We start from the raw sequence: 25,797 nt of genomic DNA on the forward strand, positions 1-25,797 counted from the left end.
CGAAATAATTTGAGATGTCTGGATTCAGGATCGGTGGAAGCCGATTCCGGAATGCGGACCAGCGATTCCGGATAAGGAAAAGCGATTCTGCCAGCTGAAGAATGCATCTCCACGTGCAGGCAAGGCATCTCACTACGAAACAAATTGAGATCTTCGGATTCTAAATCATGGATAAGCGATTCAGATCTCTCAGAAGCCGATTCCGAGAAGGGCGAAAGCGTTACTCCGGCGAACGACGTGCGCGGGGAGAAGGGCAGGGAGGCTGTCGCTGTTCGTGCAGCAGTCGCTTCCTTGTTGTCTATCCGCCGGCTTTTGTTCCTTGCATGGGTATCCCTCATCCTTGTCTCGTAGTGACGGGACAGAGGAGAAAGAGTATGCCCCGAGCCGTGAAGTCAGATGATGCATCCCACAGGGAGCGCCAGCAGCGCTACCGGACGCGACTGGCGGCGGAGAGGCGGCCGGAAGCGTCAGCCATTGATGTAGCGGTTGCTGCGGCTGTAGCTGCCTTTGCCAGTGCTGCGGCACGTGACCCCGCCCTTCATCCGCAGGCATTGCAGTGGATCCTGAGATACGCCAGGCGACGGTTGGTCGACGATGGCTATGACAGGGAGCAGGTCATGCGGGTGCTCCACCGCCGGATGCGCCGCTTCGGCTAGTGCTGGCCCTTTGCGGATCACATGGTGATGCACTGTTCTGTATTCCCCCCATTACTCCATGTTTTTGAATCGGAATAACAGAAACTCACATGGTGACGCTGAGGAGCCTCGATGGGCAGTGATGTCGTTTAGTTCCGAGATCGGTTGCATTTGAACGATCTCCCTCACCGCCTCGCAATGCATTGCCCGCTATGGCTGCAAGTAACGAACTATGGGGGCGGGAATGGAAGAGCTGAAATCTCGGCAGGTTGACGACGCGCATGAGCACGTGCTGCTCGATGATGTGCCATCAATTGATGGCATGGGCGATATGCCGGAAGAACATGTGCACGCCACTGATGCCGCTCAGGCTGCAACAGATGATGGCGACGATGCTCGTGAGATGGAAACCCTCTTCGGCAAGGAGTTGAGCAAGGTTAAAGACAGCGTCACAAGGTGGCGCGTGCAGCAGGCGAAAGCGGCGTTCCGGATCGGCGATCTGTGGGAGGAGCTTTCGCAGGATATGAAGGTCGGTGAGCTCACCGCATTCCTTGCGAACGAGTGCCAGGTGCCGCGCCGTGACGTGCAGCGTTATGTACGACTTGCCAAACTCTTTCCCGGCGACTGTGCTGAACGCATCGCCTTCCGCGGCGAGGCGCTGACACCGCGCGAGTTACTGATCCAGAATGGTGTCGCATCCTCTGTTCTGCTCGATCTGGCTGGGCAGGATGAGACGGTGCGCGATGAAGCAGTCCGCATGATCAAGTCCGGACGCGCGCTGCAGGCAAGGGAGCTGCGCGGCCTGAAGCGCGACATCGCGCTAGCCAAAGCTGCAGTGGAGGGCACACTCGATGACCGTCGCCGCCGTGCCTTCCGCAATGCCGCTGCGCGCAAGGCACGTGATAAGGCACTTGCTGCAGCAGATGCCTGGCTCGATTCCCTCCACGCACTGACGGAAGAAGTTTGCACCATCGCGCAGCTGGAAGAGGAGGACTCGAGTGTTCACCAAATCGGTCGCGTCGAAGCGGTTGCGCCTCGTGCCGCGGAGCTTCTGAAGGATCTGCGTGACCTTGTTGATCCCGAATTCATCACCGCATCACGGGAAGGGTTCAACCGAGGCTGGTCCGGAACCTACAGCGCGCTGCAGGCAATCGCCAAGGAGAAGGTCTATTACAAGGAACACTATGGCGACGGCGAGCCATGGCAAGCCACCTACACGTTCAACAGCTCCCTCCAATGGCAGTTGGCCTGGGCCTTTGGTTATGATGACGACCGCGGAACCTCTATGGCTGTAGAGCGCATGCGAGAAGCCGGAGACACCCCGCTTGATGTTCCCGTCGGCGTTTACGGCCACAAAGCGCCTACTGTTCTGGAAATATGTGCCGGTGCTGGCGGACAGGCCATCGGTCTTGAAGCTGCGGGGTTCAAGCATGTGGGCCTTGTGGAAGTGGACAAGGATGCATCAGCCACGCTGCGTCACAACGGCAAGCACTGGCCTGTCATCGAGGCGGATCTGCGTAATGTCGACCTGAGCCAATTCGAAGGTGTTGATCTTCTTGCAGGTGGCGTGCCCTGTCAGCCTTTCTCACAGGCGGGCAAGCGCAAGGGAGCAGCTGACGAACGCGATTTGTTCCCGAAGGCCATGAAGCTCATCCGTGACCTGAAGCCCAAGGCCGTCATGCTGGAGAATGTCACCGGTGCTCTTCAGGCATCGAACGCGATGCACCGCTTGCGCATTCTCGCCCGCATGGCGGCCCTTGGTTACGATGCAGAATGGCGCATCCTGAGCGGCCCGGACTTCGGTCTGCCACAAAAACGCAGGCGGGCAATTCTCGTCGGCTTCCAACGCGGGATCGTGCACCGCTTCTCCTGGCCCGAACCCTTGGCCAAGAAAGCACCGACGGTTGGTGAAGCCCTCTATGACCTCATGGCGGCCAATGGCTGGGCCCATGTGGATGAATGGAAAGAGCGTGCCAACGGCTATGCACCCACCATCATCGGTGGCAGCCAGAAGAAAGGCGGCATCGACCTTGCACAGCCGAAGTCACGGGAAAGCTGGAGAGAACTCGGCGTTAACCCCGGCCACTACGCCAAGGCTGCACCGGATCGTGATGCGCCTCGCGATCACATGCCGAAACTGACGCTCGAAATGATGGCCCGCCTCCAAGGCTTCCGCGACGACTGGCAACTGCAGGGCAGCAATCTGCAGCGGTTCCGGCAGATCGCCAATGCCTTCCCGCCAGCGATGGCCCAAGCCATCGGCCTCTCGATCCTACGTGCACTCACCGGATACAAGGTTGATCTGGAGAAAGAGCAGGAGCGCCTGCACAGGAAGAGCCTCAATCTGAAGGCGGTTCCGAACCATGTGGATCCTTATCCTTCAGATTGGGACGGCGAGGAGCTCGCAGCCGGCTGATGATGTTACAGAAGTCCACTCATGGAACCGCAACCATGGTGCAGAGAGAGCGAGATCGGGGAACGCGCACCGCATGCGATATGCTATCTCTGCTGTAGATAAAGCGCGCGCAGGCGCTTGGGCCATGTTTCACTAGGCGCTTCGATTTCGCTTGCGGTGTGTTCTTCGGCTGGTGTATTTCTGCGCAAATCATCCTCACGGGGACCGCGTGGTTGCGCATCTTTTACACCATTGTTCTGATTCTTTCTCTGGTGGTGCCAGCTATGGCTGGCGCTCATACGAGTTATGCTCAGAATGATGTTGGTCATCATTCCAACACACAGGCGATTCATCACGCCTTGGCAGAAGATGCTAACTGTTGTGCAGTAGAGGCTTCCGAAGACGCGTTGGTAGAAGATGGAGAGCATTATCCGAAGGCTGACTTGGTCTTCGAATGTTGTCTATCCATTTGTGGTTTCTACTCAGTATCTTGTCAGACTGTAAGTACTATTCTTTCGATCTCCGACAAGGATAAGCTCGATCTTGTTGCGCAGGTCCGCGGCGGCCCGGTTGCTGAAGGTCCCTATCGACCCCCTGAAGCCTGATCTCTGACCATTTTGATGGGGCGCAGCCCTAGGCTGCGCCTTCAAACAGCTGGAAAAGATCGGGCTACCTAAATGTCTAAATTGACTACGCTGGCGGCACTGCCGCTGGTCCTTGCTGCGTGCCAGATGCCGCAGTCACAAGACTTACCTCGCATAGATCACCTAATGCTTGTTGCCCAGCCAGAGCTAGGCGGTAAGCCAGGCAGTGGCGGTTACGTCGTGACCAACTACACGCATCGGGTCCCGGTATCTCCGAGATCCTGGCGTGAGCTGAATAATGCTCAGACACGCAAAAAGGGGAGTGGGTCATGAAGAACCGTCCTCTTGCAGCGCTATTGCTGCCGGGCGTGCTCGCAGGCTGTGTTTCAGGCGCAGCCCTGGAGGCAGATGTAGCTGCATATCAGGATCCCAAAGCCGGCTTCATTCCGGTATTCGCGGGATCTGCTCAGGCAACGGGCAAGCGGACAGTCTGGGTGCAGTCACAGGAAGAAGCACTGGAGCTACGCCGTGAAGTAAAATCTCTCGTTGTGCAGAAGTTGGTCGGCGCAGATACGGCGGTGCAAGTAGCCCTCTTAAGCAACAAGGGGCTGCAGGCAGCTTATGCCAATATCGGCATAGACGCTGCAGATGTATGGCAGCAAATGCTACCCCAGAATCCCACGGTTTCAGTGGGTGTACTGGGTATCGGAGCGCCAGAGATGCTCCTGTTCAGAGCTATTGAAGGTATGGTTACGACCAACCTCCAGGCGATGTATACACGCGAACGGCGGGTAGAACTGGCTAGGATGAAGTTCGAGCAGACGCAGCTGAAGGCAGTGGAAGAAACACTGCGTCTGGCAGCTGATACTAGGCGCGCGTGGATACGAGCGGTATCTGCGAATGAAGTGGTTGCTTACCTGAATCAGGGCCAGGCGGCTGCTGATGCAGCTTCGGAACTTGCCAAGAAGCTGGGCGAGTCTGGCGCGATGCCCAAGGCTGCGCAGGCTCGGGAGCACGCATTTTATGCAGAACTTACGGGCCAGCTGGCGGAAGCTCGCCTGAATGCGAAGCTGGCCAAAGAAGAGCTTGCACGCCTTATGGGGCTTTGGGGGAGCGAACTTGATTTTTCCCTCCCAAACAAATTGCCACAATTGCCGAAGTCACTCAGATCCGGAGCGGCAATCGAAGCTGAAGCTCTACGCAACCGGGTCGATCTCAAGATAGCGCTATTGGAGCTTGAGTTGGCAGCCAAAGCCTTTGGGCTGACAAACGCGACACGATATCTGACCGATCTGGAACTCATAAGTGGCGTGGAAATCGAACAGGAAGTCGAGACAGAGTATGAACTGAACGGCGGCCATCTCGATCAGCGCGAAGAGCGCAAGCTGGTCATGACCCCACAACTTGAGTTTGAATTCGTCATCCCGATCTTCGATTCCGGTCAAGCACGGCTTCGCAAGGCCGAATTGGCTTATTTGAAAGCAGCCAATCTGGTGGCCGAGCGGGCGGTAAACGTCCGTTCCGAGGCCCGTTCAGCCTACACCAGCTATCGCGCGCGGCATGAACTGGCGCGCCACTACAAGAGCAATGTCCTGCCGCTGCGTCAGAGCATCGAAGAAGAGAGTCTCCTCACCTACAATGGCATGATCACCAACACCTTTGAACTGCTCGCTGATACGCGGGCGAAAATCAGCACGCTCTTACTTTCAGTCAGTGCCAAGCGAGACTTCTGGTTGGCTGACGCTGATCTGAACGCGGTGATCTTCGGCCCGGGATCGGGAGCAAGTGCAGGCAGTGCGGCAGCGCCGGAGATGGCGGAGTCCGGCGGAAGTCCTCACTGAATTCTAAGGTGACATCATGATGAATAGACGCAAACTGTTGGGCATTGGAGCGGCAGGTGCAGCCGCCGTTTCTGCAAAGGCCTGGGCTAAAACCTCCAATATGGGACTTCCGGAAGCGGCGCTGATGGAAAGTCCAGCAACACAGCCCCCGCTCGCCCCGAGTGTTGGACCGGATTACAACCCGGTCGTCACACTTAATGGCTGGACGCTCCCGTTTAGGATGAACAATGGAGTGAAGGAGTTTCACCTCGTTGCTGAACCCGTCGAACGCGAATTGGCGGATGGCATGGTCGCTTACCTGTGGGGCTATAATGGACAGTCTATCGGCCCCACGATCGAGGCAGTTGAGGGAGACCGTGTTCGTATTTACGTTACCAACAAGCTCCCAGAGCACACTTCGGTTCATTGGCACGGATTGATTCTGCCGTCGGGAATGGACGGGGTTGGGGGTCTCTCGCACCCCGGCATCCCGCCCGGCAAAACCTTCGTCTATGAGTTTGATCTGATCAAATCCGGCACCTTCATGTACCATCCCCATGCAGACGAGATGGTGCAGATGGCTATGGGGATGATGGGCTTCTTCATCGTCCACCCCAAAGACCCGGCATTCATGCCCGTCGACCGCGATTTCCTGATCATGCTGAACGCCTTCGACATCGATCCTGGGTCGTATGTACCCAAGATCATGACCATGACAGACTTCAATCTCTGGACATGGAACAGTCGCGTTTTTCCCGACATCGACCCACTTGTTGTCTCGAAGAACGACCGGGTGCGCGTTCGCGTCGGGAATCTAACCATGACCAACCATCCAATCCATATGCACGGCTATGACTTCGAGGTCACCTGTACAGATGGTGGGTGGGTAAGGCCGGAAGCACGGTGGCCGGAAGTCACCATCGACATTCCCGTTGGTGCCATGCGTGCCTATGAATTCGACGCATTATACGAGGGAGATTGGGCAATTCACTGTCACAAGTCTCACCACACCATGAATGCGATGGGACATGACGTTCCTACATTCATTGGTGTGGACAAATCGCTCCTTGCTCAGAAGATCCGGAAGCTTCGTCCCGAATACATGCCAATGGGCACGGCGGGCATGGCGGATATGGGCGAGATGTCTATGGAGCTACCAGATAATACCATCCCCATGATGGGAGGATGGGGGCCGCACGGCCCGCTCGAGATGGGGGGCATGTTCTCGGTGGTGAAAGTGCGCGAAGGGATCTCTGCAGGCGATTACACAGATCCTGGCTGGTATGAAAATCCTCCGGGAACGCAAGCCTACGAGTGGACTGGAGTTTTACCCGACTTCACCACTCAAGACAGTCCTGCCACGCACATTACCTCAACGCAGGAAAAGAATTCTGAGGGGCATGGTGCCCATCAGGTGGACAAGCATTGACCTGTGGTCTGCTTCAACAAGGTGAACGACATGAAAGCAGCATTCTTGATGGTGTCACTTGCCATTTTCGCGGGGCCGGCCATAGCGGCTGGCACTCATGCGGGTGGCCATGGCGAATACATGGCAGGTGAGCCCGGAGCGTTATCTGAAGTAAACAGGTCGATCGAGATCGAGATGCGGGAAACCGATGACGGGGAGATGATCTTCCAACCCGCGGCAATCAGCGTGAGGGCCGGCGAGACAATACGCTTCATCATCAAAAACGCAGGAGAGCTCGAACACGAGTTCGTCGTGGACCATCACGACAAGATGATGGAGCACAAGGAACTCATGCAGCGGTTCCCCGAAATGGAGCATGATGACCCAAACGCCATCCGCCTCTCAAGTGCCAGCAGTGGCGAAATCATCTGGAAGTTTTCCAATACCGGGAACTTCGAGTTTGGTTGTCTTCTTCCCGGCCATTACGAGGCCGGCATGAAGGGCAGCATCCTCGTTGCTGCACATTAACATCCCAACAACCTGGAAAGAGTCTGAATATGAAAGCGCGTGCTCTGATTACTCTTGCTGCTGTTCTTAGCCTTGCTGCTGTACCGGCAATCGCTAGCGAATATACGAAAGGCAAGGTCAAGAAGGTGGATATGAAAGCCAACAAGGTCACCATCATCCACGAAGAACTGAAGAATCTCGATATGCCTGCAATGACCATGGTCTTCGTCACCAAGGACGAAGCAATGCTGGAGAAATTGAAGGAAGGTCAGTCCATTGAGTTTGTGGCAGATCGTCTAAACGGAAAGCTCACTGTCCTCGAGGTGAAGTAGGCTTAAGCCGGTCCGAGCCGAGAGAAACTCTCTCGGCTCGGCGGCGCATCAAAATGCGGTGCGTGGAAAGTATCGGCCAGTTCTCAATCTTTGCCCTGCCGGATTTCAGCCCTACCTTGCTTGCAAGCCTCAAAATGCAGTGCAGGGAGGAGCACATATGGAACGGCGGAAATTTTTACTGGGCGCGCTCGCTGGGTTGGCCGCTCCGGCTGTGGTTGGACGTGCTTCAGCAAGTGACGACTCCGGCAGCAGCCTGCCGATTCCTCCGCTGGTTGACGTCCATGAAAGTTCTCCCACTTTGCTTGAGGCGATAAACGGGGAGCGAGCATTTATCGGGCACCAACGAGCTAGAGTGCTTGGGTGGTCCCAAAGCTATCTAGGCCCCACTCTTAGAATGCGCCGTGGGAGAGCGGCACGTATGTTGGTGGCCAACCGTCTTGATCGCGCCATCACCTCACACTGGCACGGCCTGCATGTGCCTGGGTGGCAGGATGGCGGGCCGCAGACCTTGATCGCACCGGGCTCCAGATTGGATCAGACTCTCGAGATAGAACAACCGGCGGGTACCTACTGGTACCATTCCCATCCCCATGGGGAGACTGGCGAGCAGGTCTATCTAGGATTGGCAGGAATGCTCCTTATCGAGGACGCAGGCAGTTCCCATACTGAGCTGTTGCCGGTCGAGTACGGGGTCGATGATATCCCGCTTATTGTTCAGGATCGCGCTTTCACCAGACGTGGTGAGTTAGCATATGACGATGATGGAATGGCCCTGATGCAGGGGTTCCGGGGCGACAAGGTTGTCATCAATGGAGCAATCAGCCCTAAAAAACATGTGCCACCTGGTATCGTGCGTCTTCGTCTTCTCAATGCCTCCAATTCGCGCGTCTACCGTTTCCAGTTTGATGATGGATATGAATTTCACAAGATTGCTGGCGACGCAGGGTTGTTGCCCGCGCCTGTCCGGATGGACGTTGTGGAGCTTGCGCCAGCTGAACGTGTTGAGATCCTCGTAGACTTCAGTGACGGTCGTACCAGACAACTGGTTTCTCCCGATGTGCCGGTATCCATGATGGGCGGAGGCATGATGGGAAATGGAAGTATGGGGCGCATGATGGGGCAGGGTGCTTCATCCGACCCTGACCAAATGCTGTTAATACTCACCCTCGAAGTAGATCAGGCGAAAAAAGCCAGCAAGATCGCGCTGCCCACTCTTTTCTCGCAAGCTCCTAGTCCCGATTTCGGTGAGCCCGTACGCCGGCGCAAATTTCAGCTCAACATGATGATGGGGATGGGGATGATGGGAGCCATGCTGGGTGGCAAGGCTGATCTCGGGATCAATGGCAAGACCTATGACATGGGACGGATCGACGAAACCATTCGGCTAGGTGAAACCGAAATCTGGGAAATTTCGGCAGATATGATGGCTCACCCCTTCCACGTGCATGGCACGTCATTTCAGGTGCTAAGTCAGAACGGTCGTAGGGTCGACTACGCCAGTACTGGTCTTAAGGACGTGGTATGGGTTGATGGTTCAGCCGAGATATTGGTCCGTTTCAATCATCCGGCAGGGCCAGATGCGCCATATATGTATCACTGTCATATCCTCGAACATGAAGATGCAGGCATGATGGGTCAGTTCACCGTCAGCTGACTTGGAACAAGAGGAATGACGAGGGATTTTAACTACCTACGCTGCCGTTCTGCATAGGAGCCGAAAATGGACTACACCATCAATCGAATTGTCGCCAACGCCACCTTCGAGGAGGTCGATACGCGAGTCCGTGAGGCGCTAACGGCCGAGGGTTTCGGGGTTTTAACGGAAATTGACGTCCAGAAAACCATGAAAAAGAAGCTCGAGAAGCAGATGCCACCCTATCGTATCCTTGGTGCCTGCAACCCGCAGATGGCGTACAAGGCGCTTGAGATGGAGCCTCGGGTGGGGGCGATGCTGCCATGCAACGTGATATTGCGAGAGGTCCCTGAAGGTGTTGAAATCGGAGCGGTCGATCCGGTTGCTTCAATGAGTGCAATAGAAAATCCTCAACTCCTCTCAGTTGCGGAAGAGGTGAGAACGCGTTTGAAAAAGGTCGTTGAATCAGTCTGACCTGAATTGGCTCTACACCCGAGGTGCGGCAAAAAGTAAAACCCAAGATCATGACTTGCTGTTGCCGCATTTGTTTCTATAGTCCTCGCTGTGCGGTTTAAGGGTGAGGATATAGAACCATCGCTTCAGTGGTGCGATTTCTGGTGTTGATCGCTTTTGCTCTGGCAGCTTTTGCTGCGCAGTCTTCGCCGCAATGGGGGAAGGCTTCTACCGGGCATTCTACCTCGCAGCTTGAGCATCTGGTCATACACCTTGATGCGGAAGGAAATGGCATTGCGGGGGAGGCGGACGATCACCCTGACTACTGTTGCGGGGGAGTGTTGTGCAGTCTGTACGCTCGTCCCTTGGACCATGAAGCAGACGTTGCCTTCATCGCCTTCAGTATTGAGCCTGACCCCAGGTCCCGTCCTCCAGTTTCACCTAAATATGTTCTAGATCAGCCTCCTCGTGCCCTTGGTTGAAATAAGGGCCGACAAATGTCGGCATTTTCAATCTTCCAGGACTAACGAGGTTATCATGAACTCCAAGCTCGCGATCCTAGCGATCTTCTTTACAACGTCTGCTTTCGCGGCAGGCGAACACGCCGGCTCCCATGATGAGTTTGCTGTAGGAACTCCCGGTAACGCGTCGGATGCCGCGCGCACCGTGGAAGTGGAACTCACTGAGACCGAAGATGGACAGATGGTGTTCAAACCGGATTCCGTTGACGTGAAACGCGGTGAAACTATCCGTTTCATGCTGCATAATACCGGGGAGCTTGAGCATGAGTTTGTGCTCGGCAAGCACGAAAAGCTGATGGATCATAAAAAAGAGATGATGTCGCAAATGGACATGAAGCATGATGATCCAAACGCGGCATTCCTTGCTCCTGGTGCCAAGGCCGAACTTGTCTGGACTTTCACGAATTCTGGTGATTTCCAGTTTGCCTGCCTCATTCCCGGGCATTTCGAATCGGGGATGGTGGGAGCGCTAGTGGTCACCGAGGACACCGCCGAAACGAACTGATCCATCTCTGGGGCTGCCGAGAGGCGGCCCCATTTTTCCTAAAACCATCCCTGTAGTTGTTACGCTCTGTGCTGGCGCAGCACCGGGCGCAAGAGCGGCCATCCAAGGTTTAAGAACATGAATAGTGCGATTTCGCGAAGGGTCTTTCTGATCGGATCTGCCGCAGGTGCATTGAACTTTCGTTCAAGCTTCGCCTCCTCCGCTTCCGCACCGGCATTTGAGCTCGTCGCTCGAGAAGAAGATCGGTCTTTGGTTGCTGACCCTGCAGTTCGCTCACCAACGTGGTTGTACAATGGCAGCTTGCCCGGCCCTCTGCTGCGTGCGGTGAAAGGGCAGGTCGTGACGGTCCGCTTCAAAAACGAACTAAGCCAGCCTACTTCCATTCACTGGCATGGTATCAGGTTGGAGAATGCGATGGACGGGGTGCCTGGGCTAACACAGGATCCTGTGCAACCAGGCTCAAGTTTCGAATACCGGTTCCAGGTCCCTGATGCCGGAACGTTCTGGTATCACGCGCATGAGCAGAGCTGGGAACAGGTTGCGCGGGGGCTTTATGGGGCCCTAATCGTGGATGAGGAGCAGGTAGTTCTGCCCCCCGAGCAGGACATCTCCCTTGTGGTGGACGATTGGCGGTTAACCTCGGAGGGTGTACTGGACACACGTTCCTTTGGCGCACTCTCAGACTGGAGCCATGGAGGCCGCATGGGCAACTGGCTGACTGTTAACGGGGAGCCGGAGAAAGTATTCGAGTTGCAGCGTGGCAAGTGGTACCGGCTCCGTCTGATTAATACCTGCAACGCTAGGATACTCGCTCTCGATCCCACTCGCTTCCGAGCGCAGATCATTGCCTATGATGGCCAGACCTTGGCCGAGCCCGCCGAAGCGCCGTACGCTCCCCTGCTGCTTGGACCGGCTCAGCGCATGGACCTTCTGTTTCAGGCGCAGGACGAATTCGAACTCGAAGAGCTTTCCGGTCCTCAGCCGTTTCCCTTTGTCCGCTTCCATGTAGGCGGTGAGGCCAACGTTGCGACCCGACGTCCCGAATTTGTTCCCGCGGATCTTCCCGAACCTGTTCTGGATGATGCTCTCCAGGTGCGACTGGAAATGGCTGGGGGGGCAATGGGGAAGCAGGTTGAAATGCGCTACAATGGGGAGGTTCTGGAAGGTGAGGAGGTCATTGAAGCGCGCCAGTTCTGGTCGTTCAACGGGGTCGCCAATCTGGCTGAAGCCCCCCTCTTCACGGCGCAGCTTGGCCGTTCAATCTCCTTGACGATCGTCAACGAGACGGCCTTTCCCCATGCGATGCATCTCCACGGGCATCATTTCCGCGTCTTGAGCCGCAGTGAGGCTAGCGTCGACGACGGAAAGCCATGGCGCGACACCTTTCTTATCGGACCGTCGCAGACAACACATATCGCCTTCGTGGCCGATAATCCCGGGCGCTGGTTGTTGCATTGCCACATGCTGGAACATGCTGCAGCAGGGATGAATACTTGGTTCGAAGTGACCGCCTAGTGTGCTATGATGAGAGTGCAAGTTGCTGTGGGGGCTAATGAGAATTTCGTGCGCATGGTGGGTCGGCAATATCTTGCTCCTTTTGGTCGTCCTGATAGGTGGGATGCTGTCGGGACCAGGTTCCGCGCAAGGTGCTCCTGCGACAATCGAAGCTGTCGTTTCTGAACCTTTAATTGCTGACTGCTGCAGTCACGCCGCTGCTGGAGAGGTGGCATTAGAATGCGCCAGCGATTGTTCGTGGGCGGCAGCTGGCAACGCTGTCGAAATCTCGCATTATGTTGCTGCAAATTCTGTAGGCGCTGCTTCCCCCTCGCTGCGCTTCTATCCGGGTGGCCTCAAGCGTCCGCCAAAGCTCTGATCTTCGCTAGTCAACAAGTAAAACTGACTGAAGATCAGGAGGTCACTCAGATGAAAAGACGTGAATTCATTTTCCTGGCGGGTGTTTCTACCTTTCTAGCAACAACATCCCGCAGCAGTGCGCATCAGGCACGCGCATTCCGCTTGGCGGATCGTTTCCAGCCGCAATTCGTCGCATTCGACGGATATGCTCCTGGGACCATCGTGGTGGATCCTCGAAATCATTTTCTCTATCTGGCAATGCCGCGCGGACGTGCCCTGCGTTATGGAGTAGGGGTTGGGAAGGCTGGGTTGGCATTTCGCGGACGTGCAATCATCGGCCGAAAGGAGAAATGGCCCTCTTGGCGACCAACAGCCAACATGATCCGGCGTGAGCCAGCCAAATATGCACGCTTTGCCACTGGTGTTCCCGGCGGGCCAGGCAATCCATTGGGAGCTCGAGCCATGTATCTGTATAGAGATGGACGAGATACGATGTACCGTATCCACGGCACCAATCAGCCTCAGAGCATTGGGAGGTCCGTCTCCAATGGATGCATTAGGATGCTTAACGAGCATGTGAAGGATCTATACGAACGGGTCCCGCTCAAGACCAAGGTGGTAGTGCTGTGAAAAAGATAGATTCTCAAATTCCTCCCACGCAACCTAAGGTCTCAAAGGCTGCTTTGTGGTTGACGGGGTGTTGCTTTCTCATGGTTTTACTTGGACTTGGTATGGTGTTCATGCTTCCATCGCCTAGTTCGGGAGATACGTCATCAAGCTGGTGGATGTTCGCTCTCCCGATCCTAGGCTGTCTGGCTGCTCATGTGGTTATGCATAACTACAATGGCAGGTCGTGCCACCGTCGCAAAGAAAACTAGGCTTGGGGCATTTTTGAGGGAGTGGGAGGCAACCTCACTCCCTCGGTTGTTTACACGCCTGCGCCCATGCGGAAGGGCATCCACAGCGCCATGGCGATCATCATCAGGTTTTCCGTCAGTGAGACGAAGCCGAGGGGCACGCGGCTTGAGCCGCCGACACAGGCGCATTTCAGCTCACGTTTGTCGATATAGACGGCCTTGAAAACCGATATCGCGCCGATCGTGCCGATGAATAGTGCCACTGGCACCGCGACCCACATCAACGCACCTGCGATCATGAGAATGCCCGCCAGCGCCTCTCCAAATGGATAGACATAGCCGTAGCGGACCCATCTTTGTGCGAGCAGGTCGTAGTTCAGGAACATCGTGGAAAAGCCCTCGATATCCTGGAGCTTCTGCACGGCCAGAAGCGTCATGGCAAAGGCTATGAACCATTCGAAGGCGCGAAAGGTGAAGATGTTTCCGAACATGTACCAGCTCACCGCCAGCCCCATGAGCAGAGCCATGGTGAAGATCGCGATCACGGGCACATAGCTGGTTTCATCCTCCGACGGGACCTCCTTGCCGAAATGAGCAAGCAGATCATCATGCCCTCCGATGCGACGGCCATCGATGAAGGTCTGCGGCGTAGTTTCCACCCCGTGCTCCTGCTTGAAGGCATCCGTCTCTTCGCGCGTCGTCAGATGGTGGTCCTGCACCGTGTAACCGTTGCGTTCAAGCAGGTCCTTGGACTTCAGCCCGTAGGGGCACACATGGTCGGGCATGACCATGCGGTAGAGATCCGCCGTTTTCGTCTTTTCCTGGATTGCCATGAGATAACCTCCGGTCTGCGCTGCAGTTACCGCGAGCAGGCGTAGTAGCCAGTGTAGCCGACCTTCAGGCCTTCATCGAGTTCGAAGACAAGTTCAGCTTCCTTGCGCGGGTCGTCCTCCTCGTCGAAGGGACCAACCGCGACAGTCATCCCTTCTGTGGTGAACTGCGCGCTTGCGGCCGCCGGATCAGCAGGGCTCTCGAGTTCAACAAGCACACCGTTCAATTTCGCTGCGGCGCTGCTGCCATCACGAGCCGCCCACAGGATTGGATCGCTCTCCTGGCTTCGGCGGAAGGTGCAGCGCTCACCCGGCTGCAGCACCTTGTCGGCTTCTTCCTCGGACATAGGCGCAAGATCCAGAGAGGAGATCATCACCTTGTTCAAGGCATCCTGAACGCTGCCAGGTTCAGGTGCCGGATCCTCATAGATCTCTTTCACCATATTTCCATCGGCCAGGTCTTCGATGAGATAGGCCATCTCGGCGATCTCCTTGCGCTGGGCATCGATGATCTCGTCGGCCAGTTTGCGTACGCGTGCATCCTCGATCTGCGCGCGTTCTGAGGTCATGATGGCGATGGAGTGATGCGGGATCATGGCGCGCATATAGCTTTCACCGCTGACGGTGACCTGGCTGCGTACCAGCCACAGGGCGCCTGCGAAAACGACTGCCGCACCCACGAAGATGGCTATGTTCAGAGCGGTGTTCTTGTACATGCCGAGCATGAAGGCCAGCATGATAATGGCCATGGTCGCTCCCATGAGGATGGCCATATAGGTGCGTGTTTCGCTGAAATAGACATGCTCGAAGGCGTAAGTGTTGAGATACATCAGGATGAACATCACCACTGTGGAGGTGAGGATCATCAAGCCGAAACGGATATAGGACATCGCTAAAACTCCCGTGCCACTTGTTCAAAACACGGGCGCGGCAATTCTGCACGACGCGCACCCTCAGCAAATGTGGTGGTGGGTGAACGTGACGATGCTGAAACCGTTCCTGTCACATTGTCATAGTGCGTGATCAGCGTAGTTCACGGATGTTTAGGGGCCGGAAGCGGAATGGCAGCTTTGTGGATGCCGTTAAAGGTAAGCAGCCGTTCTAGCAAGGCGCCAACAGGCAATGTTTGCCTTGTCCGCTCACGACCCCATTGCAGCCAGAGGGAGGTGTTTTTGTTCTGACCCGAACCCTCGACATCAGCTTCGCCGCCGCACCGCGGCGACAACCGCGTCGTTGTCGATGTCCGGTGGGCTGCCGAGCATCAGGGTCCGGATCGGCCCACCGATCTCGGTGAAAGCCAAGTAGAGGATATAGAGCGCGATGCCGATGGTGATCGCCGGATCGACCCACCGCATGTCGTAAAGGATGATCAGCGCGCCACCCACGATCACGGCGACCGATGCCAGGGCGTCTGACAGGTTGTGCAGGAAAAGGGCGCGGATGTTCACGCTGCCCTTCTGCATCGAATAGGTGAGCAGCGCCGTCAGCGTGTCCACCACCAGCGCGACACCGCCGAGGATGACCACGGTCCAGCCAGCGACCTGGGGCGGGTCGATCATCCGCATGCCGCCTTCGTAAATTAGATAGAAGCCGACGAGGATCAGCGTGGTGTAGTTGATCAGGGCCGCGACGATCTCGATCCGACCTTAACCGAAGGTCATGCGCTCGTCCGCCGGCCGCCGTGCGATCTTGCGCGCGGCGAAGGCGATGACCAGCGAGGCCATGTCGGAGAAGTTGTGCAGCGCGTCCGCGATCAGGGCGAGGCTGCCGGACAGGATGCCACCGACGATCTGGGCGACGGTCAGAAGCGCGTTGGCCCAGACCGCAATGGATACCCGTCGGTCACCGGACTTGGGGTCGATATGGCCGTGGTCGTGAGGCATCGTATTCTCTTTCAGATCTTGGCGTCATCTTGATGGACCGCCTTGTGGTGCTCGCCATGCGCGTCGCGCAGGATTCCGATGCCGCCCCAGGCGGCGACGCCGGCGACCGCGATACCGACCACGAGATCGGGCCAATTGCTGCCCAGCCACCAGACGAGACCGCCCGCGACGAGAATTCCGCCGTTCGAAATGAAGTCGTTGAGACTGAAGGTGTTGGCCGCCCTGACGTTCACGTCCGGCTCCTCGAGCCGACCAAGAAGCCAGATGCAGATGCCGTTCACGACCGCTGCAATGAGGGCCATGGAAATCATGAGCGGGCCGAGCGGTTCGGAGCCGGTGTAGTAGCGGCGAACAGCATCGATCAGGATGCCAGCCGCGAAGATCAGCAGCAGCCCTCCCGACACGTTGGCGGCCCCACGTTTCCATCTGTCCGAACGAGACAGGGCGAAAAGGCTGATGGCGTACACGAAGCTGTCGGAGGTGTTGTCCAGACCGTTGGCGATCAGCGCACTGGAGTCGCCTAATGCGCCTGTCGCAAAAAAGCCGATGGCGATGGCCGCATTCAGCAGCAGAACCGTCCAGAGCGTACCGCGCTGACGTTCATCCGGATCCTTTGGCAGTTCTTTGGTCATCAGGTTCGCCTCCGTTCGTGCTGGCCGTCGGATCAAGGCGGCCTCATCTGCCCTGCATGCGCAAGCCACTCGATCCTCGCCAGAAAAGAAGCAGCCTGCTGCCCCAAGAATCGGCCGAGAGGCAGTTCTAGTTCCTTTAGTCGCTAGAGGTTCAAGGGCTGCGCGCGAATTTATGTCTAGACGCCGCGCGGGGCGAACAGGATCAGGGCCGCGCCCGCAAGGCAAACGACGCCGCCTGTGAGGTCCCAGTGGTCGGGTCGCTCGCCTTCGGCCAGCCACATCCAGAGCACGGACGCCACGATGTAGACGCCCCCGTAGGCTGCGTAGGCGCGGCCGGCGAAGGCCGAGTCGATCTGCGCCAGGAGCCAGCCAAAGGCGATCAGGCTCGCAACGCCTGGAACCAGCCAAACCGCTGAGGCGCCGAGGCGCCACCAAGCCCAGATCGCGAAACAGCCCGCAATCTCGGCCAGAGCCGCGGCGGCATAGATCGCCAAGGTCGGCAGCGCCGTCATTCGGCGGCCTCGGACGTCCTGTGGTCCTGCGCGCAATGTGAGTGATCGCTCAGCACCTCGATCACGCGGCAGTCGGCCACGGTGCCCTGTGCGCACTGCGTGATCATGCGCTCGAGCTCTGCCTTCAGCGCTGTGAGCCGCGCGATCCGGGCCTTGACGGCGGTGAGCTGTTTCTTCGCGATGACGTCGGCGGCTGCGCAGGATTGATCGGGCTCATCGGAGAGGCTCAGAAGGTCCCGGATAGCGTCCAGCGGAAACCCGAGCTCGCGCGCGTGGCGGATGAAGGCCAGCCGATCCAGTGCCGACTGCCCATAGAGCCGCTGGTTTCCGGCGCTGCGCTCCGGCTCCAGCAGGAGCCCGATCTGCTCGTAGTAGCGGATCGTCGGAACCTTTACGCCGGCCGCCTCACCCAATTTTCCGATGGTGAGCATCAGATTGCCTCTTGAAGCTATAGCTACTAGAGACCTTACGTTCCCGACTCAGTAAATACAACGTCGCCCGCTGGGCGGGTGGAAGGGCGTGATGACGGCGAGCGACAGTGCAACCTACGAGTGGACGGTCTCAGGAATGGACTGTGCGTCATGCGCCAGCAAGGTCCGGGGTGCGGTCGAACGCCTGCCCGGCGTGAGCGACGTCGATGTGGCGCTGATGACCGAGCGGCTTCGGCTGACTCTCGATGAAGGGCAGACCCCTCGCGACCAGATCGAGGCGATCGTCAAGCGGCTCGGTTATGGGATCGCGGCGAAAGGATCGAGCCCCGACCGGAAACGCTTCGTACTGCCGGAGGGCGAACAAGCGTCCCGTGCGGACCGCTCGCGGGATGGCGCAGGACTCGATCCCGACACTGGATCGACAGAGCCCGAGAGCGGCCCCGCGCCCGGTTCGCGTTGGTTTCAGACCGCGAAGGGCAGACTGGTGATCGGCACCGGGCTCCTCCTCGCGGCGGCATGGGCCGTGAAACTGCTCGCTTCCCAGGACGTGGCGACCTGGGCGTTCGTCCTCGCCACGCTCATCGGTGTCGCCCCAATCGCGCGCCGCGCCGTGGCGTCCGCCCGAGCGGGCATGCCGTTCACGATCGAGATGCTGATGACCATCGCCGCCACCGGCGCGCTCGTCATCAATGCTGCGGAGGAAGCGGCGCTGGTCGTCTTCCTCTTCGCCGTCGGGGAGGTTTTGGAAGGCGTCGCGGCAAACAAGGCCCGCGACGGAATTCGGGCGCTTGCTCGCCTGGTCCCGAAGACCGCACTCCTGGAAGTCGCCGGCAGGACACGAATGATACCGGCCGACCAGCTGGAGGTGGACCAGATCGTTCTGGTGCGCCCGGGGGACCGGGTCCCTGCAGACGGCGAGGTCATCGAGGGCACCTCCGGTGTCGACGAGAGCGCCGTCACGGGTGAGAGCGTACCGAAGCTGAAGGACCCCGGCGCGCCTGTCTTTGCAGGCTCCATCAATTCCGAGGCGGCGCTGCGTGTCCGGGTCACCAAGTCGGCCGAGGACAACACCATCGCCCGCATCATCCGGCTGGTCGAGGAAGCGGAAAGCGCCCGGGCGCCGACCGAGCGCTTCATCGACCGTTTCAGCCGCATCTACATGCCCGCAGTCGTCGGGGTTGCGGTGCTGGTGGCGATCATTCCGCCCCTCGCGTTCGCGCAAGCCTGGGATACCTGGATCTACCGCGCGCTCGCGCTGCTCTTGATCGGATGTCCCTGCGCGCTGGTGATTTCAGTGCCGGCTTCCATCGCCTCTGCGCTTTCTTCCGGCGCGCGGCGCGGACTCCTGATGAAGGGAGGCGCCGTGATCGAGGCCGCGGCGGCCACCACGCATGTCGCATTCGACAAGACCGGGACCCTGACCTACGGGCGGCCGCGCGTCACGGACGTTGTGCCGATCTCGGGATCGGGAACGGAGGTGCTGGCGCTGGCTGCCGCCGTCGAAGCGGGGTCGAGCCATCCTCTGGCGGAAGCGATCTTGTCGCGCGCGGAAGCTGCGGGAGCGCCGTCCCTGGCGGCGACCGCCGCCAAAGCGCTCCCCGGCAAAGGGGCCGAAGCAGTCGTTGAGGGTGAACCCGCCTGGGTAGGCTCTCCACGGTTCGCGGATGAACGCGGCCTGCTCGACGACCACGCGCGCGGGGCGGTGGTCCGCATGGAGGATGAAGGCAAGACAGTCGTCGCGGTCTTCCGCCGGAGCCAGCTTGTCGGACTCGTCGCGCTCCGGGACGAACCCCGAGAGGATGCCGCCCGCGCGGTGCAGCAACTCAAGGCGCTTGGCATCGCGTCGGTGATGCTGACCGGCGACAACCGGCGCACGGCAGCAGCCATTTCCGCTGGGCTGGGCATTGAGCATCGCGCCGAACTGATGCCTGAAGACAAGGTCGCGGCGATCCGTGAGATGACGGCCACGGGCCATGTCATGATGGTGGGCGACGGCATCAATGATGCCCCTGCGCTCGCCACCGCCCACATCGGCGTGGCCATGGGCTCGGGAACGGATGTCGCGCTCGAAACCGCGGACGCTGCGATCCTGCGCAATCGGGTGACCGACGTAGCCGGCAAGATTCGGCTTGCTCGCGCAGCCATGACGAACATCAGGCAGAACGTGGCAATCGCGCTCGGACTCAAGGCGGTGTTTCTGGTGACCACCATCTTCGGGATCACCGGGCTCTGGATAGCGATCCTCGCCGATACCGGCGCGACGGTGCTCGTCACGCTGAATGCGCTGCAGCTTCTTGCGTTTGATCCGGAACGTGAGGCCTGAGATCAGATCATCGGCAGGGCGATGGTCCCGCTGCCATGCCGCAGGGCCGAGCGCTGAGAATATAAACCACGGGGTACTGTTCCGCCGCGAGTGCTCAACATGCTGCAACTGGAATCGGGCTTCTGCTCGGTTTCGCGCTGGTGGCCGCCCTCTGGTCGCGCACCACTACGGGGCTATTGGCCGTCCGGGCCATGAAGCCGAACTCGAACGAGAGACCGCAGGCGGCGATCATGTTGGCGTTCGTCGGGCTGCTCGCGCTCCACACGATTGAAATCCTGGCTTTCGCCGCAGTCTACAGGGCGCTGCAGGGCTGGGGCGTGGGAGGCCTCGACGGCAGCTACGACCCATGCTGGAGCGGCCTGATCTACTTCCCCGGCGTCAACTTCGCCACGCTCGGGTACACGCAGATCGAGGCAAGCGGGCCGATACGGATGGTCAACATGATGCAGTCGCTCGGCGGCTTCATGGTGCTGACATGGTCGGCGACGTTCCTCTACTCGGTCTGCGAACGGGCCTCGCGCGAGTAGCAGCCGACGACCATGGGGAATGTCAGTTTGCCTCCGACACCCTCTCCTGGTATCGGCGCTCGCGCTCTGGCCATGTGCTCTTGATGTAGTCGAGAACGGCGCGGATTTCGGAATCGCTCAGTACGTCTGCGAAGCCCGGCATGTCGCTCTCGTATCCGCCGCCGACCACGGCGGCGGTGCCTTCCTTAACGATGCGGAACAGGACGTCGTCAGGATGGTGCCAGGTGTGGCCGCTGGCGTCGTGGGGTGGCGCCGGCAACCGGCCGGACGGAAGCGGCGAGCGCCAGTCCGGCTGGCCCTCCAGTTCCGCGCCGTGGCAGGCGGCGCACTGATCCGCATAGATCTGGCGTCCTTGCGCGATGATGTCCGCCGACGCCCCGGCGGTGGATGCGGTACCGGCATAACGCCAGCCAGCAAAGACCGCGAGGATCACACCTCCGACGACCAGACCGATCCCGACAGTATTTCGAAGAGCTTTTTTCAAGACGTCTGTCCCCGATCACTGCGGAATAACATTCGCGTTTGGTCGAGACCACATTGTGCCAGCGGCGAGGCGCCTGCGACAATGGACATTCTCGTGAGCAATGCCTATCTTTGCAGCATGATCGCACGTGTCATCACCATGCTTGCCATTCTAGCGATCACCGTGGTGACGACGGTGACCTCTGCGCATGCGACACGCGTGAGCATGAATTCCGGTGTGGATCACGCGATGCATGTTGCCGGCATGATGCACTCTCCGGTCATTTCGGGCTTCGACTGTGACGCTGGAGAGCACTGTGGATCGGCCGATGCCGAGATGTGCGAGTTCGTATGCGCAGGCCTCTCTGCCTTCCTGACGTCGGCAGGCGGGGAAGCCGGGCACGCCTACGGCGCCGCCAGTCATGACGTGCCGTCCGCGGCAATCCATGTCAGCCGTGCGCCGGGACTGAACGAACGACCTCCCAAGCTCCGTCTCCTCTGAGCGCGCCCGCGCAGACGCCCGAGGCGCCCCATCGGTTTTGATGAACGGACGGAAGTCCCGAGGAGACGACCATGAACATGCTTTCTCGACGCGGCTTTCTTGCCGCAAGTGCGGCCGCCATTGGCGCTGCACACTTGCCCCGCATCGCCTTCGCGCAAGGGGTGGCGCCGATCAGCCTCTCCGCCGCGACCCGGACCCTCGATATCGACGGGCGCGCGGCAACGGTCTTTGGCCTTGCCGGCCCCGGCGGTCAGGGGCTGATCCTCGACCCCGGCCAGAGGTTCCGGGTCGATCTGACCAACGACCTGGACGTCGGTACCATCATCCACTGGCACGGACAGATCCCGCCCAACGCGCAGGACGGTGTGCCGGACATGCCGATGCCCCTCCTCGCACCGGGTGAAACCCGATCCTACGACTTCGAGGCGCGGCCCGGCACCCACTGGATGCACAGCCATGTGCCAACCCAGGAGATGCAGCTGCTCGCCGCGCCGCTGATCGTGCGCTCGGCCGAGGACGTTGCTGCCGACCGGCAGGACGTCGTGATGTTCCTGCATGACTTCTCCTTCAAGGCCCCCGAGGAGGTTCTGGCGGATATCAGCGGTGGCCATGGAGGCGGACACGGCGCAGGCCATGGTGCCGGTGCGGAGCCCGATCAAGGCGCTCCCATGGGAGGCATGGGGGCGATGCAGGGCATGGATCACGGAGCCATGGGCCATGGCGTCATGGGCGGCATGCCGATGGGCAACATGCCCGGAATGGGCGGGATGATGGGTATGGGCGGCCAGATGGGCGGCATGGCCATGGACCTGAACGACTATGACTGGGATGCCTATCTCGCCAATGACCGGACCCTGTCGGACCCGGAGGTGGTCCAGGTCGAGCGCGGTGGCCGCATCCGGCTTCGGGTCATCAACGCCGCCGCGGCGACGGTATTCTGGATCGACACCGGAGTTGCTGAGGCGCGGCTGGTCGCGGTGGACGGGCACGCTGTCCAGCATTTCGGGGGCTCGCGGTTCGGGCTGGCGATGGGCCAGCGTCTGGACATCGAGATCGACCTGCCGAACGAAGGCGGCGCCTGGCCGATCCTTGCACTGCGGGAAGGCGCGCGGGAACGCACCGGCCTGATCCTCGCCACGCAGGGTGCCGAAGTGCGGCGTCTCGATGCCATGGCGGGGTCCGAGGCGCCCGCGTTCGACACCGATCTGGCGCAGGAGGCGCGCCTCATCGCGCTGGACGCTCTGCCGGATCGACCCGTGGACCGCAGCCAGATGCTGATGCTGGGCGGTTCGATGCAACCTTATGTCTGGACGATCAACGGGACCGTCTGGGGCCAGCACCAGCCGATCACCGCACGCAGCGATGAGCGGGTCGGGCTGTCGTTCCACAACATGTCGATGATGGCCCACCCGATGCATCTGCACGGGCATGTGTTCCAGGTCGTCGGGCTGAACGGGCGTCGGGTCGCCGGTGCACTGCGCGACACGGTTCACGTGCCACCGATGTCGATGGTCGATGTCGCCCTCGATGTCGGTGAGGCCGCCCGATGGATGCTGCATTGCCACCACATGCCGCACCTTGCGACGGGGATGATGACCGAGTTCGCGGTCACGGCGTCCGTCTGATCCCGGCGGGGCGTCCGGACAGGGCGCCCCGTCCGGCACCGATCCTAGTCTGTCCTGCCCCATGTTGTCGTGAGGGCCGGCCAAAAGACGCACCCTGCGGCTGAAAATCAGGAGGAAGAGATGATGAACTGGAACGAAATGGGCCCCGGAATGGGTTTCGGAATGGGGTTTGGCTGGCTCTTCGGCCTGCTGATCCTCGTGCTGCTGGTTTTGGCCATAGCAGCGCTGATCAAGTATCTTCGGAAATAGAAAAAAGGAGTTGGCATTGACCTACACGATCAATCGAATGTTCCCTGACGCCGGTATCGACGACGTCGATGCTCGCGCGCGGAAGGCCCTCGCCGACCACGGTTTCGGCATCCTGACCGAGATCGACGTCAAGGCGACGATGAAGAAGAAGCTAGATATCGAGATGCCCGCCTACCGCATCCTCGGCGCCTGCAATCCCAAGATGGCGCATCAGGCCATCGGGATCGAGCCGCGCGTTGGTGCGATGCTGCCCTGCAACGTCATCCTGCGCGAAGTCGAGGATGGCGTGGAAGTCAGCGCTATCGACCCTGTGGCGTCGATGCAGGCGATCAAGAACGCCGAACTGACGGCCGTGGCGGGCGAGGTGCGCGACCTCCTGGCGAAAGCCGTCGAGGCGATCTGAGATGAGCTTGCGCGCCGCCATCTTCACTGGCCTTGCGATCCTCGGGATCGGACTGCTCGGCATCTGGTTGGTCGCGCCCTCGGTGTTCGCCGAGGCTCGCGGACTTCTGGACGGCGAACCTCTGGAAACGCTGGTGGCGCGTGCGGGTCTCTGGGGGCCGGTCCTGATCGTCACGCTCATGACCATCGCGGTCGTGGCCAGCCCCATCCCGAGCGCGCCGATCGCACTGGCGGCCGGAGCGGCCTACGGACATCTCTGGGGAACCGTGCAGGTTATCATCGGCGCCGAGCTCGGGGCGCTGATCGCCTTCGGTCTCGCACGGGTTCTGGGGTATGATGTCTGGCGGCGGGTGTTCGATGATCGCGTCGATGCCGGGCTTCTCGGCTCGCAGACCGCGTTGACGGCGACGGTTTTTGCCAGCCGCCTGATGCCCTTCGTGTCCTTCGACATGATCAGCTACGCGGCCGGACTGAGTACTTGGCCTCGGCCTCGTGACGGGCCTGCCACTGCTTTGGGTAGCCATGCTGCAAAAGCCTGAAAAGGGAAATCCATGACCGGAAGCGAGTACCAGAAGAACAGCATCACCCTTCCTGGTGCGGTAGCCATGGGCACCGGCGTGATGATCGGCGCGGGCATCTTCGCGCTGACCGGCCAGATCGCCGAACTCGCCGGGCCTCTCTTCCCGCTCTCGTTCGTCGTCGGCGCCATCGTGACCGCCTTCAGCGCCTACACCTATATCAAGATGTCGAACGCATACCCGTCTGCGGGCGGCATCGGGATGATCCTGAAGAAAGCCTACGGACCGACGACGGTCGCGGCGGGCGCAGCTCTCCTGATGGCGCTGTCGATGGTCATCAACGAAAGCCTCGTCGCTCGCACCTTCGGAACCTACACCCTGCGAGCCTTCGGCGGCGATCCGGACAGCATTCTCGTGCCGGTTCTCGGCGTGGGGCTGATCGTCTTCGCCTATCTCGTGAACGTCTCTGGCAACCGGTCGGTCGGGCTGCTGTCCATTATCATGGCCATTCTCAAGGTGGGCGGCATTGCGCTGTTCGGGGCGGCCGGTCTGTGGGCCAGCGGCATCTCGTTCGAAGCATCGGGCGGAGATTTTCGTGCGGGTGAGTTCGTGGCGTCGGTCGCGCTGTCCATTCTCGCCTTCAAGGGGTTCACGACCATCACCAACAGCGGCGCCGAGGTGACCAATCCGCATCGGAACGTGGGCCGGGCCATAGTCCTGTCCATCGCCATCTGCGTCGTCGTCTACCTGCTGGTCGCATTCGCGGTCGGCTCCAGCCTGCCGCTCGATCGCATCGTGGCGGCGAAGGACTACGCGCTGGCTGAAGCGGCCCAACCAGCCCTCGGGCAAACCGGCTTCTACCTAACGGTGGCGCTGGCGCTGGTGGCAACTGCCTCGGGCCTGATCGCCAGCGTGTTTGCCGTCTCGCGGATGCTGGCGATGCTGACGGACATGAAGATGATCCCGCACAGCCATTTCGGGATGCCAGGCACGATCAAGGACCACACACTCGTCTACACCGTCGTGATCGCAGGCTTCCTGACGGTCTTCTTCGACCTCAGCCGCATCGCCTCGCTCGGGGCCTTCTTCTATCTGGTGATGGACATGATCATCCACTTCGGCGTGTTCCGGCATCTGCGCGAAGAAATCGGCGCTCGGGGCTGGGTGTTGATGACGGCAATCGCACTTGATGCCGTGGTGCTGGCCGCCTTCGCCGCGATGAAATGGCAGTCCGACCCCTTGATCGTCGTCCTGGGTGCGATCGGCATGGCGCTGGTGTTCCTGTTCGTCGGACTCTTCCTCGCACGGAATCCCGCCCTGGAAGGCGCTCACGACCACCATTGAAAAGAGCTTGAGCTTCCAACGGCTGGAAGCGGCAAGCTGAAACAAGAGATCGA

Annotated in this window: 26 protein-coding genes and 1 pseudogene; 20 read left to right on the forward strand and 7 right to left on the reverse strand. The window is 59.5% G+C overall.

Annotated features, from left to right (window positions below; genetic code table 11):
* Positions 1–374: 374 nt before the first annotated feature.
* The 12 genes from EL18_RS03055 (at position 375) to EL18_RS03105 (ending at position 13,277) form a co-directional block, all read left to right on the forward strand.
* Positions 375–656, forward strand: a complete 282-nt coding sequence (locus EL18_RS03055; protein WP_036479661.1) for a hypothetical protein — start codon at positions 375–377, stop codon at positions 654–656.
* A 223-nt stretch (positions 657–879) separates the two neighbouring features.
* Positions 880–3,051, forward strand: coding sequence for a DNA cytosine methyltransferase (locus tag EL18_RS18015; protein WP_200875489.1), 2,172 nt, complete (start codon positions 880–882; stop codon positions 3,049–3,051).
* 212 nt (positions 3,052–3,263) lie between these two features.
* Positions 3,264–3,635 carry a hypothetical protein gene (locus EL18_RS17735; RefSeq protein ID WP_152552944.1) on the forward strand — a complete coding sequence of 124 codons (372 nt, stop codon included), beginning with the start codon at positions 3,264–3,266 and terminating at the stop codon, positions 3,633–3,635.
* A 308-nt stretch (positions 3,636–3,943) separates the two neighbouring features.
* Positions 3,944–5,455 carry a TolC family protein gene (locus EL18_RS03065; protein ID WP_036479663.1) on the forward strand — a complete coding sequence of 504 codons (1,512 nt, stop codon included), beginning with the start codon at positions 3,944–3,946 and terminating at the stop codon, positions 5,453–5,455.
* 16 nt (positions 5,456–5,471) lie between these two features.
* Positions 5,472–6,863, forward strand: a complete 1,392-nt coding sequence (locus tag EL18_RS03070) for a multicopper oxidase family protein (protein ID WP_036479665.1) — start codon at positions 5,472–5,474, stop codon at positions 6,861–6,863.
* A 30-nt stretch (positions 6,864–6,893) separates the two neighbouring features.
* A complete protein-coding gene (locus tag EL18_RS03075; protein ID WP_036483856.1) occupies positions 6,894–7,370 on the forward strand; it encodes a cupredoxin domain-containing protein in 477 nt (158 codons plus the stop codon).
* Between the two features lie 29 nt (positions 7,371–7,399).
* Entirely contained in the window at positions 7,400–7,681 is a 282-nt protein-coding gene (locus tag EL18_RS03080) for a copper-binding protein (protein ID WP_036479667.1), read from the forward strand.
* Between the two features lie 157 nt (positions 7,682–7,838).
* Entirely contained in the window at positions 7,839–9,335 is a 1,497-nt protein-coding gene (locus tag EL18_RS03085; protein ID WP_081871075.1) for a multicopper oxidase family protein, read from the forward strand.
* 66 nt (positions 9,336–9,401) lie between these two features.
* A complete protein-coding gene (locus EL18_RS03090; RefSeq protein WP_036479669.1) occupies positions 9,402–9,788 on the forward strand; it encodes a DUF302 domain-containing protein in 387 nt (128 codons plus the stop codon).
* Positions 9,789–10,304: 516 nt separating this feature from the next.
* Positions 10,305–10,793 carry a cupredoxin domain-containing protein gene (locus EL18_RS03095; protein ID WP_036479672.1) on the forward strand — a complete coding sequence of 163 codons (489 nt, stop codon included), beginning with the start codon at positions 10,305–10,307 and terminating at the stop codon, positions 10,791–10,793.
* A 117-nt stretch (positions 10,794–10,910) separates the two neighbouring features.
* Positions 10,911–12,308 (forward strand): multicopper oxidase family protein, encoded by a 1,398-nt coding sequence (locus tag EL18_RS03100; RefSeq protein WP_036479673.1) that lies wholly within the window; start codon positions 10,911–10,913, stop codon positions 12,306–12,308.
* Positions 12,309–12,716: 408 nt separating this feature from the next.
* Complete coding sequence (locus EL18_RS03105) at positions 12,717–13,277, forward strand: L,D-transpeptidase (RefSeq protein ID WP_036479675.1); 561 nt, start codon at positions 12,717–12,719, stop codon at positions 13,275–13,277.
* 298 nt (positions 13,278–13,575) lie between these two features.
* On the opposite strand, the gene EL18_RS03110 is transcribed toward EL18_RS03105, so the two are convergent.
* From EL18_RS03110 to EL18_RS03135, 6 genes and pseudogenes are all read right to left on the reverse strand, one after another.
* A complete protein-coding gene (locus EL18_RS03110; RefSeq protein WP_036479678.1) occupies positions 13,576–14,337 on the reverse strand; it encodes a MauE/DoxX family redox-associated membrane protein in 762 nt (253 codons plus the stop codon).
* Positions 14,338–14,363: 26 nt separating this feature from the next.
* Positions 14,364–15,224 carry a DUF305 domain-containing protein gene (locus EL18_RS03115; RefSeq protein WP_036479680.1) on the reverse strand — a complete coding sequence of 287 codons (861 nt, stop codon included), beginning with the start codon at positions 15,222–15,224 and terminating at the stop codon, positions 14,364–14,366.
* 306 nt (positions 15,225–15,530) lie between these two features.
* A pseudogene (locus EL18_RS03120) lies at positions 15,531–16,217 on the reverse strand (cation diffusion facilitator family transporter).
* 11 nt (positions 16,218–16,228) lie between these two features.
* Positions 16,229–16,849, reverse strand: a complete 621-nt coding sequence (locus EL18_RS03125) for a cation efflux transmembrane domain-containing protein (RefSeq protein ID WP_051913717.1) — start codon at positions 16,847–16,849, stop codon at positions 16,229–16,231.
* A 176-nt stretch (positions 16,850–17,025) separates the two neighbouring features.
* Entirely contained in the window at positions 17,026–17,352 is a 327-nt protein-coding gene (locus tag EL18_RS03130; protein WP_200875525.1) for a YnfA family protein, read from the reverse strand.
* Positions 17,353–17,357: 5 nt separating this feature from the next.
* Positions 17,358–17,792 carry a MerR family transcriptional regulator gene (locus EL18_RS03135; protein WP_036479685.1) on the reverse strand — a complete coding sequence of 145 codons (435 nt, stop codon included), beginning with the start codon at positions 17,790–17,792 and terminating at the stop codon, positions 17,358–17,360.
* 91 nt (positions 17,793–17,883) lie between these two features.
* Here EL18_RS03135 and EL18_RS03140 point away from each other — a divergent pair, with 91 nt between their 5' ends.
* On the forward strand, positions 17,884–20,115 hold the full coding sequence (locus EL18_RS03140) for a heavy metal translocating P-type ATPase (RefSeq protein WP_036479688.1): 2,232 nt from the start codon (positions 17,884–17,886) through the stop codon (positions 20,113–20,115).
* Between the two features lie 230 nt (positions 20,116–20,345).
* Complete coding sequence (locus EL18_RS03145; RefSeq protein WP_244444503.1) at positions 20,346–20,642, forward strand: ion channel; 297 nt, start codon at positions 20,346–20,348, stop codon at positions 20,640–20,642.
* A 22-nt stretch (positions 20,643–20,664) separates the two neighbouring features.
* Here the strand turns inward: EL18_RS03145 and EL18_RS03150 are convergent, their stop codons facing one another.
* Positions 20,665–21,126: a c-type cytochrome gene (locus tag EL18_RS03150; RefSeq protein ID WP_036479694.1), complete on the reverse strand. Its 462-nt coding sequence runs from the start codon at positions 21,124–21,126 to the stop codon at positions 20,665–20,667.
* Positions 21,127–21,207: 81 nt separating this feature from the next.
* Between EL18_RS03150 and EL18_RS03155 the strand changes: the two genes are divergently transcribed.
* From EL18_RS03155 to EL18_RS03175, 6 genes are all read left to right on the forward strand, one after another.
* Complete coding sequence (locus EL18_RS03155) at positions 21,208–21,606, forward strand: hypothetical protein (protein WP_036479696.1); 399 nt, start codon at positions 21,208–21,210, stop codon at positions 21,604–21,606.
* A 71-nt stretch (positions 21,607–21,677) separates the two neighbouring features.
* A complete protein-coding gene (locus EL18_RS03160; protein WP_036479699.1) occupies positions 21,678–23,231 on the forward strand; it encodes a multicopper oxidase family protein in 1,554 nt (517 codons plus the stop codon).
* A 120-nt stretch (positions 23,232–23,351) separates the two neighbouring features.
* Positions 23,352–23,480, forward strand: a complete 129-nt coding sequence (locus tag EL18_RS18260) for a hypothetical protein (RefSeq protein WP_280113654.1) — start codon at positions 23,352–23,354, stop codon at positions 23,478–23,480.
* Positions 23,481–23,496: 16 nt separating this feature from the next.
* Positions 23,497–23,883: a DUF302 domain-containing protein gene (locus tag EL18_RS03165; protein WP_036483863.1), complete on the forward strand. Its 387-nt coding sequence runs from the start codon at positions 23,497–23,499 to the stop codon at positions 23,881–23,883.
* 1 nt (position 23,884) lies between these two features.
* A complete protein-coding gene (locus EL18_RS03170; RefSeq protein WP_200875490.1) occupies positions 23,885–24,421 on the forward strand; it encodes a TVP38/TMEM64 family protein in 537 nt (178 codons plus the stop codon).
* A 12-nt stretch (positions 24,422–24,433) separates the two neighbouring features.
* On the forward strand, positions 24,434–25,744 hold the full coding sequence (locus EL18_RS03175) for an APC family permease (RefSeq protein WP_036479702.1): 1,311 nt from the start codon (positions 24,434–24,436) through the stop codon (positions 25,742–25,744).
* The last annotated feature ends 53 nt before the right edge of the window (positions 25,745–25,797 follow it).

The sequence above is a fragment of the Nitratireductor basaltis genome (genome assembly GCF_000733725.1).
GTDB lineage: Bacteria > Pseudomonadota > Alphaproteobacteria > Rhizobiales > Rhizobiaceae > Chelativorans > Chelativorans basaltis.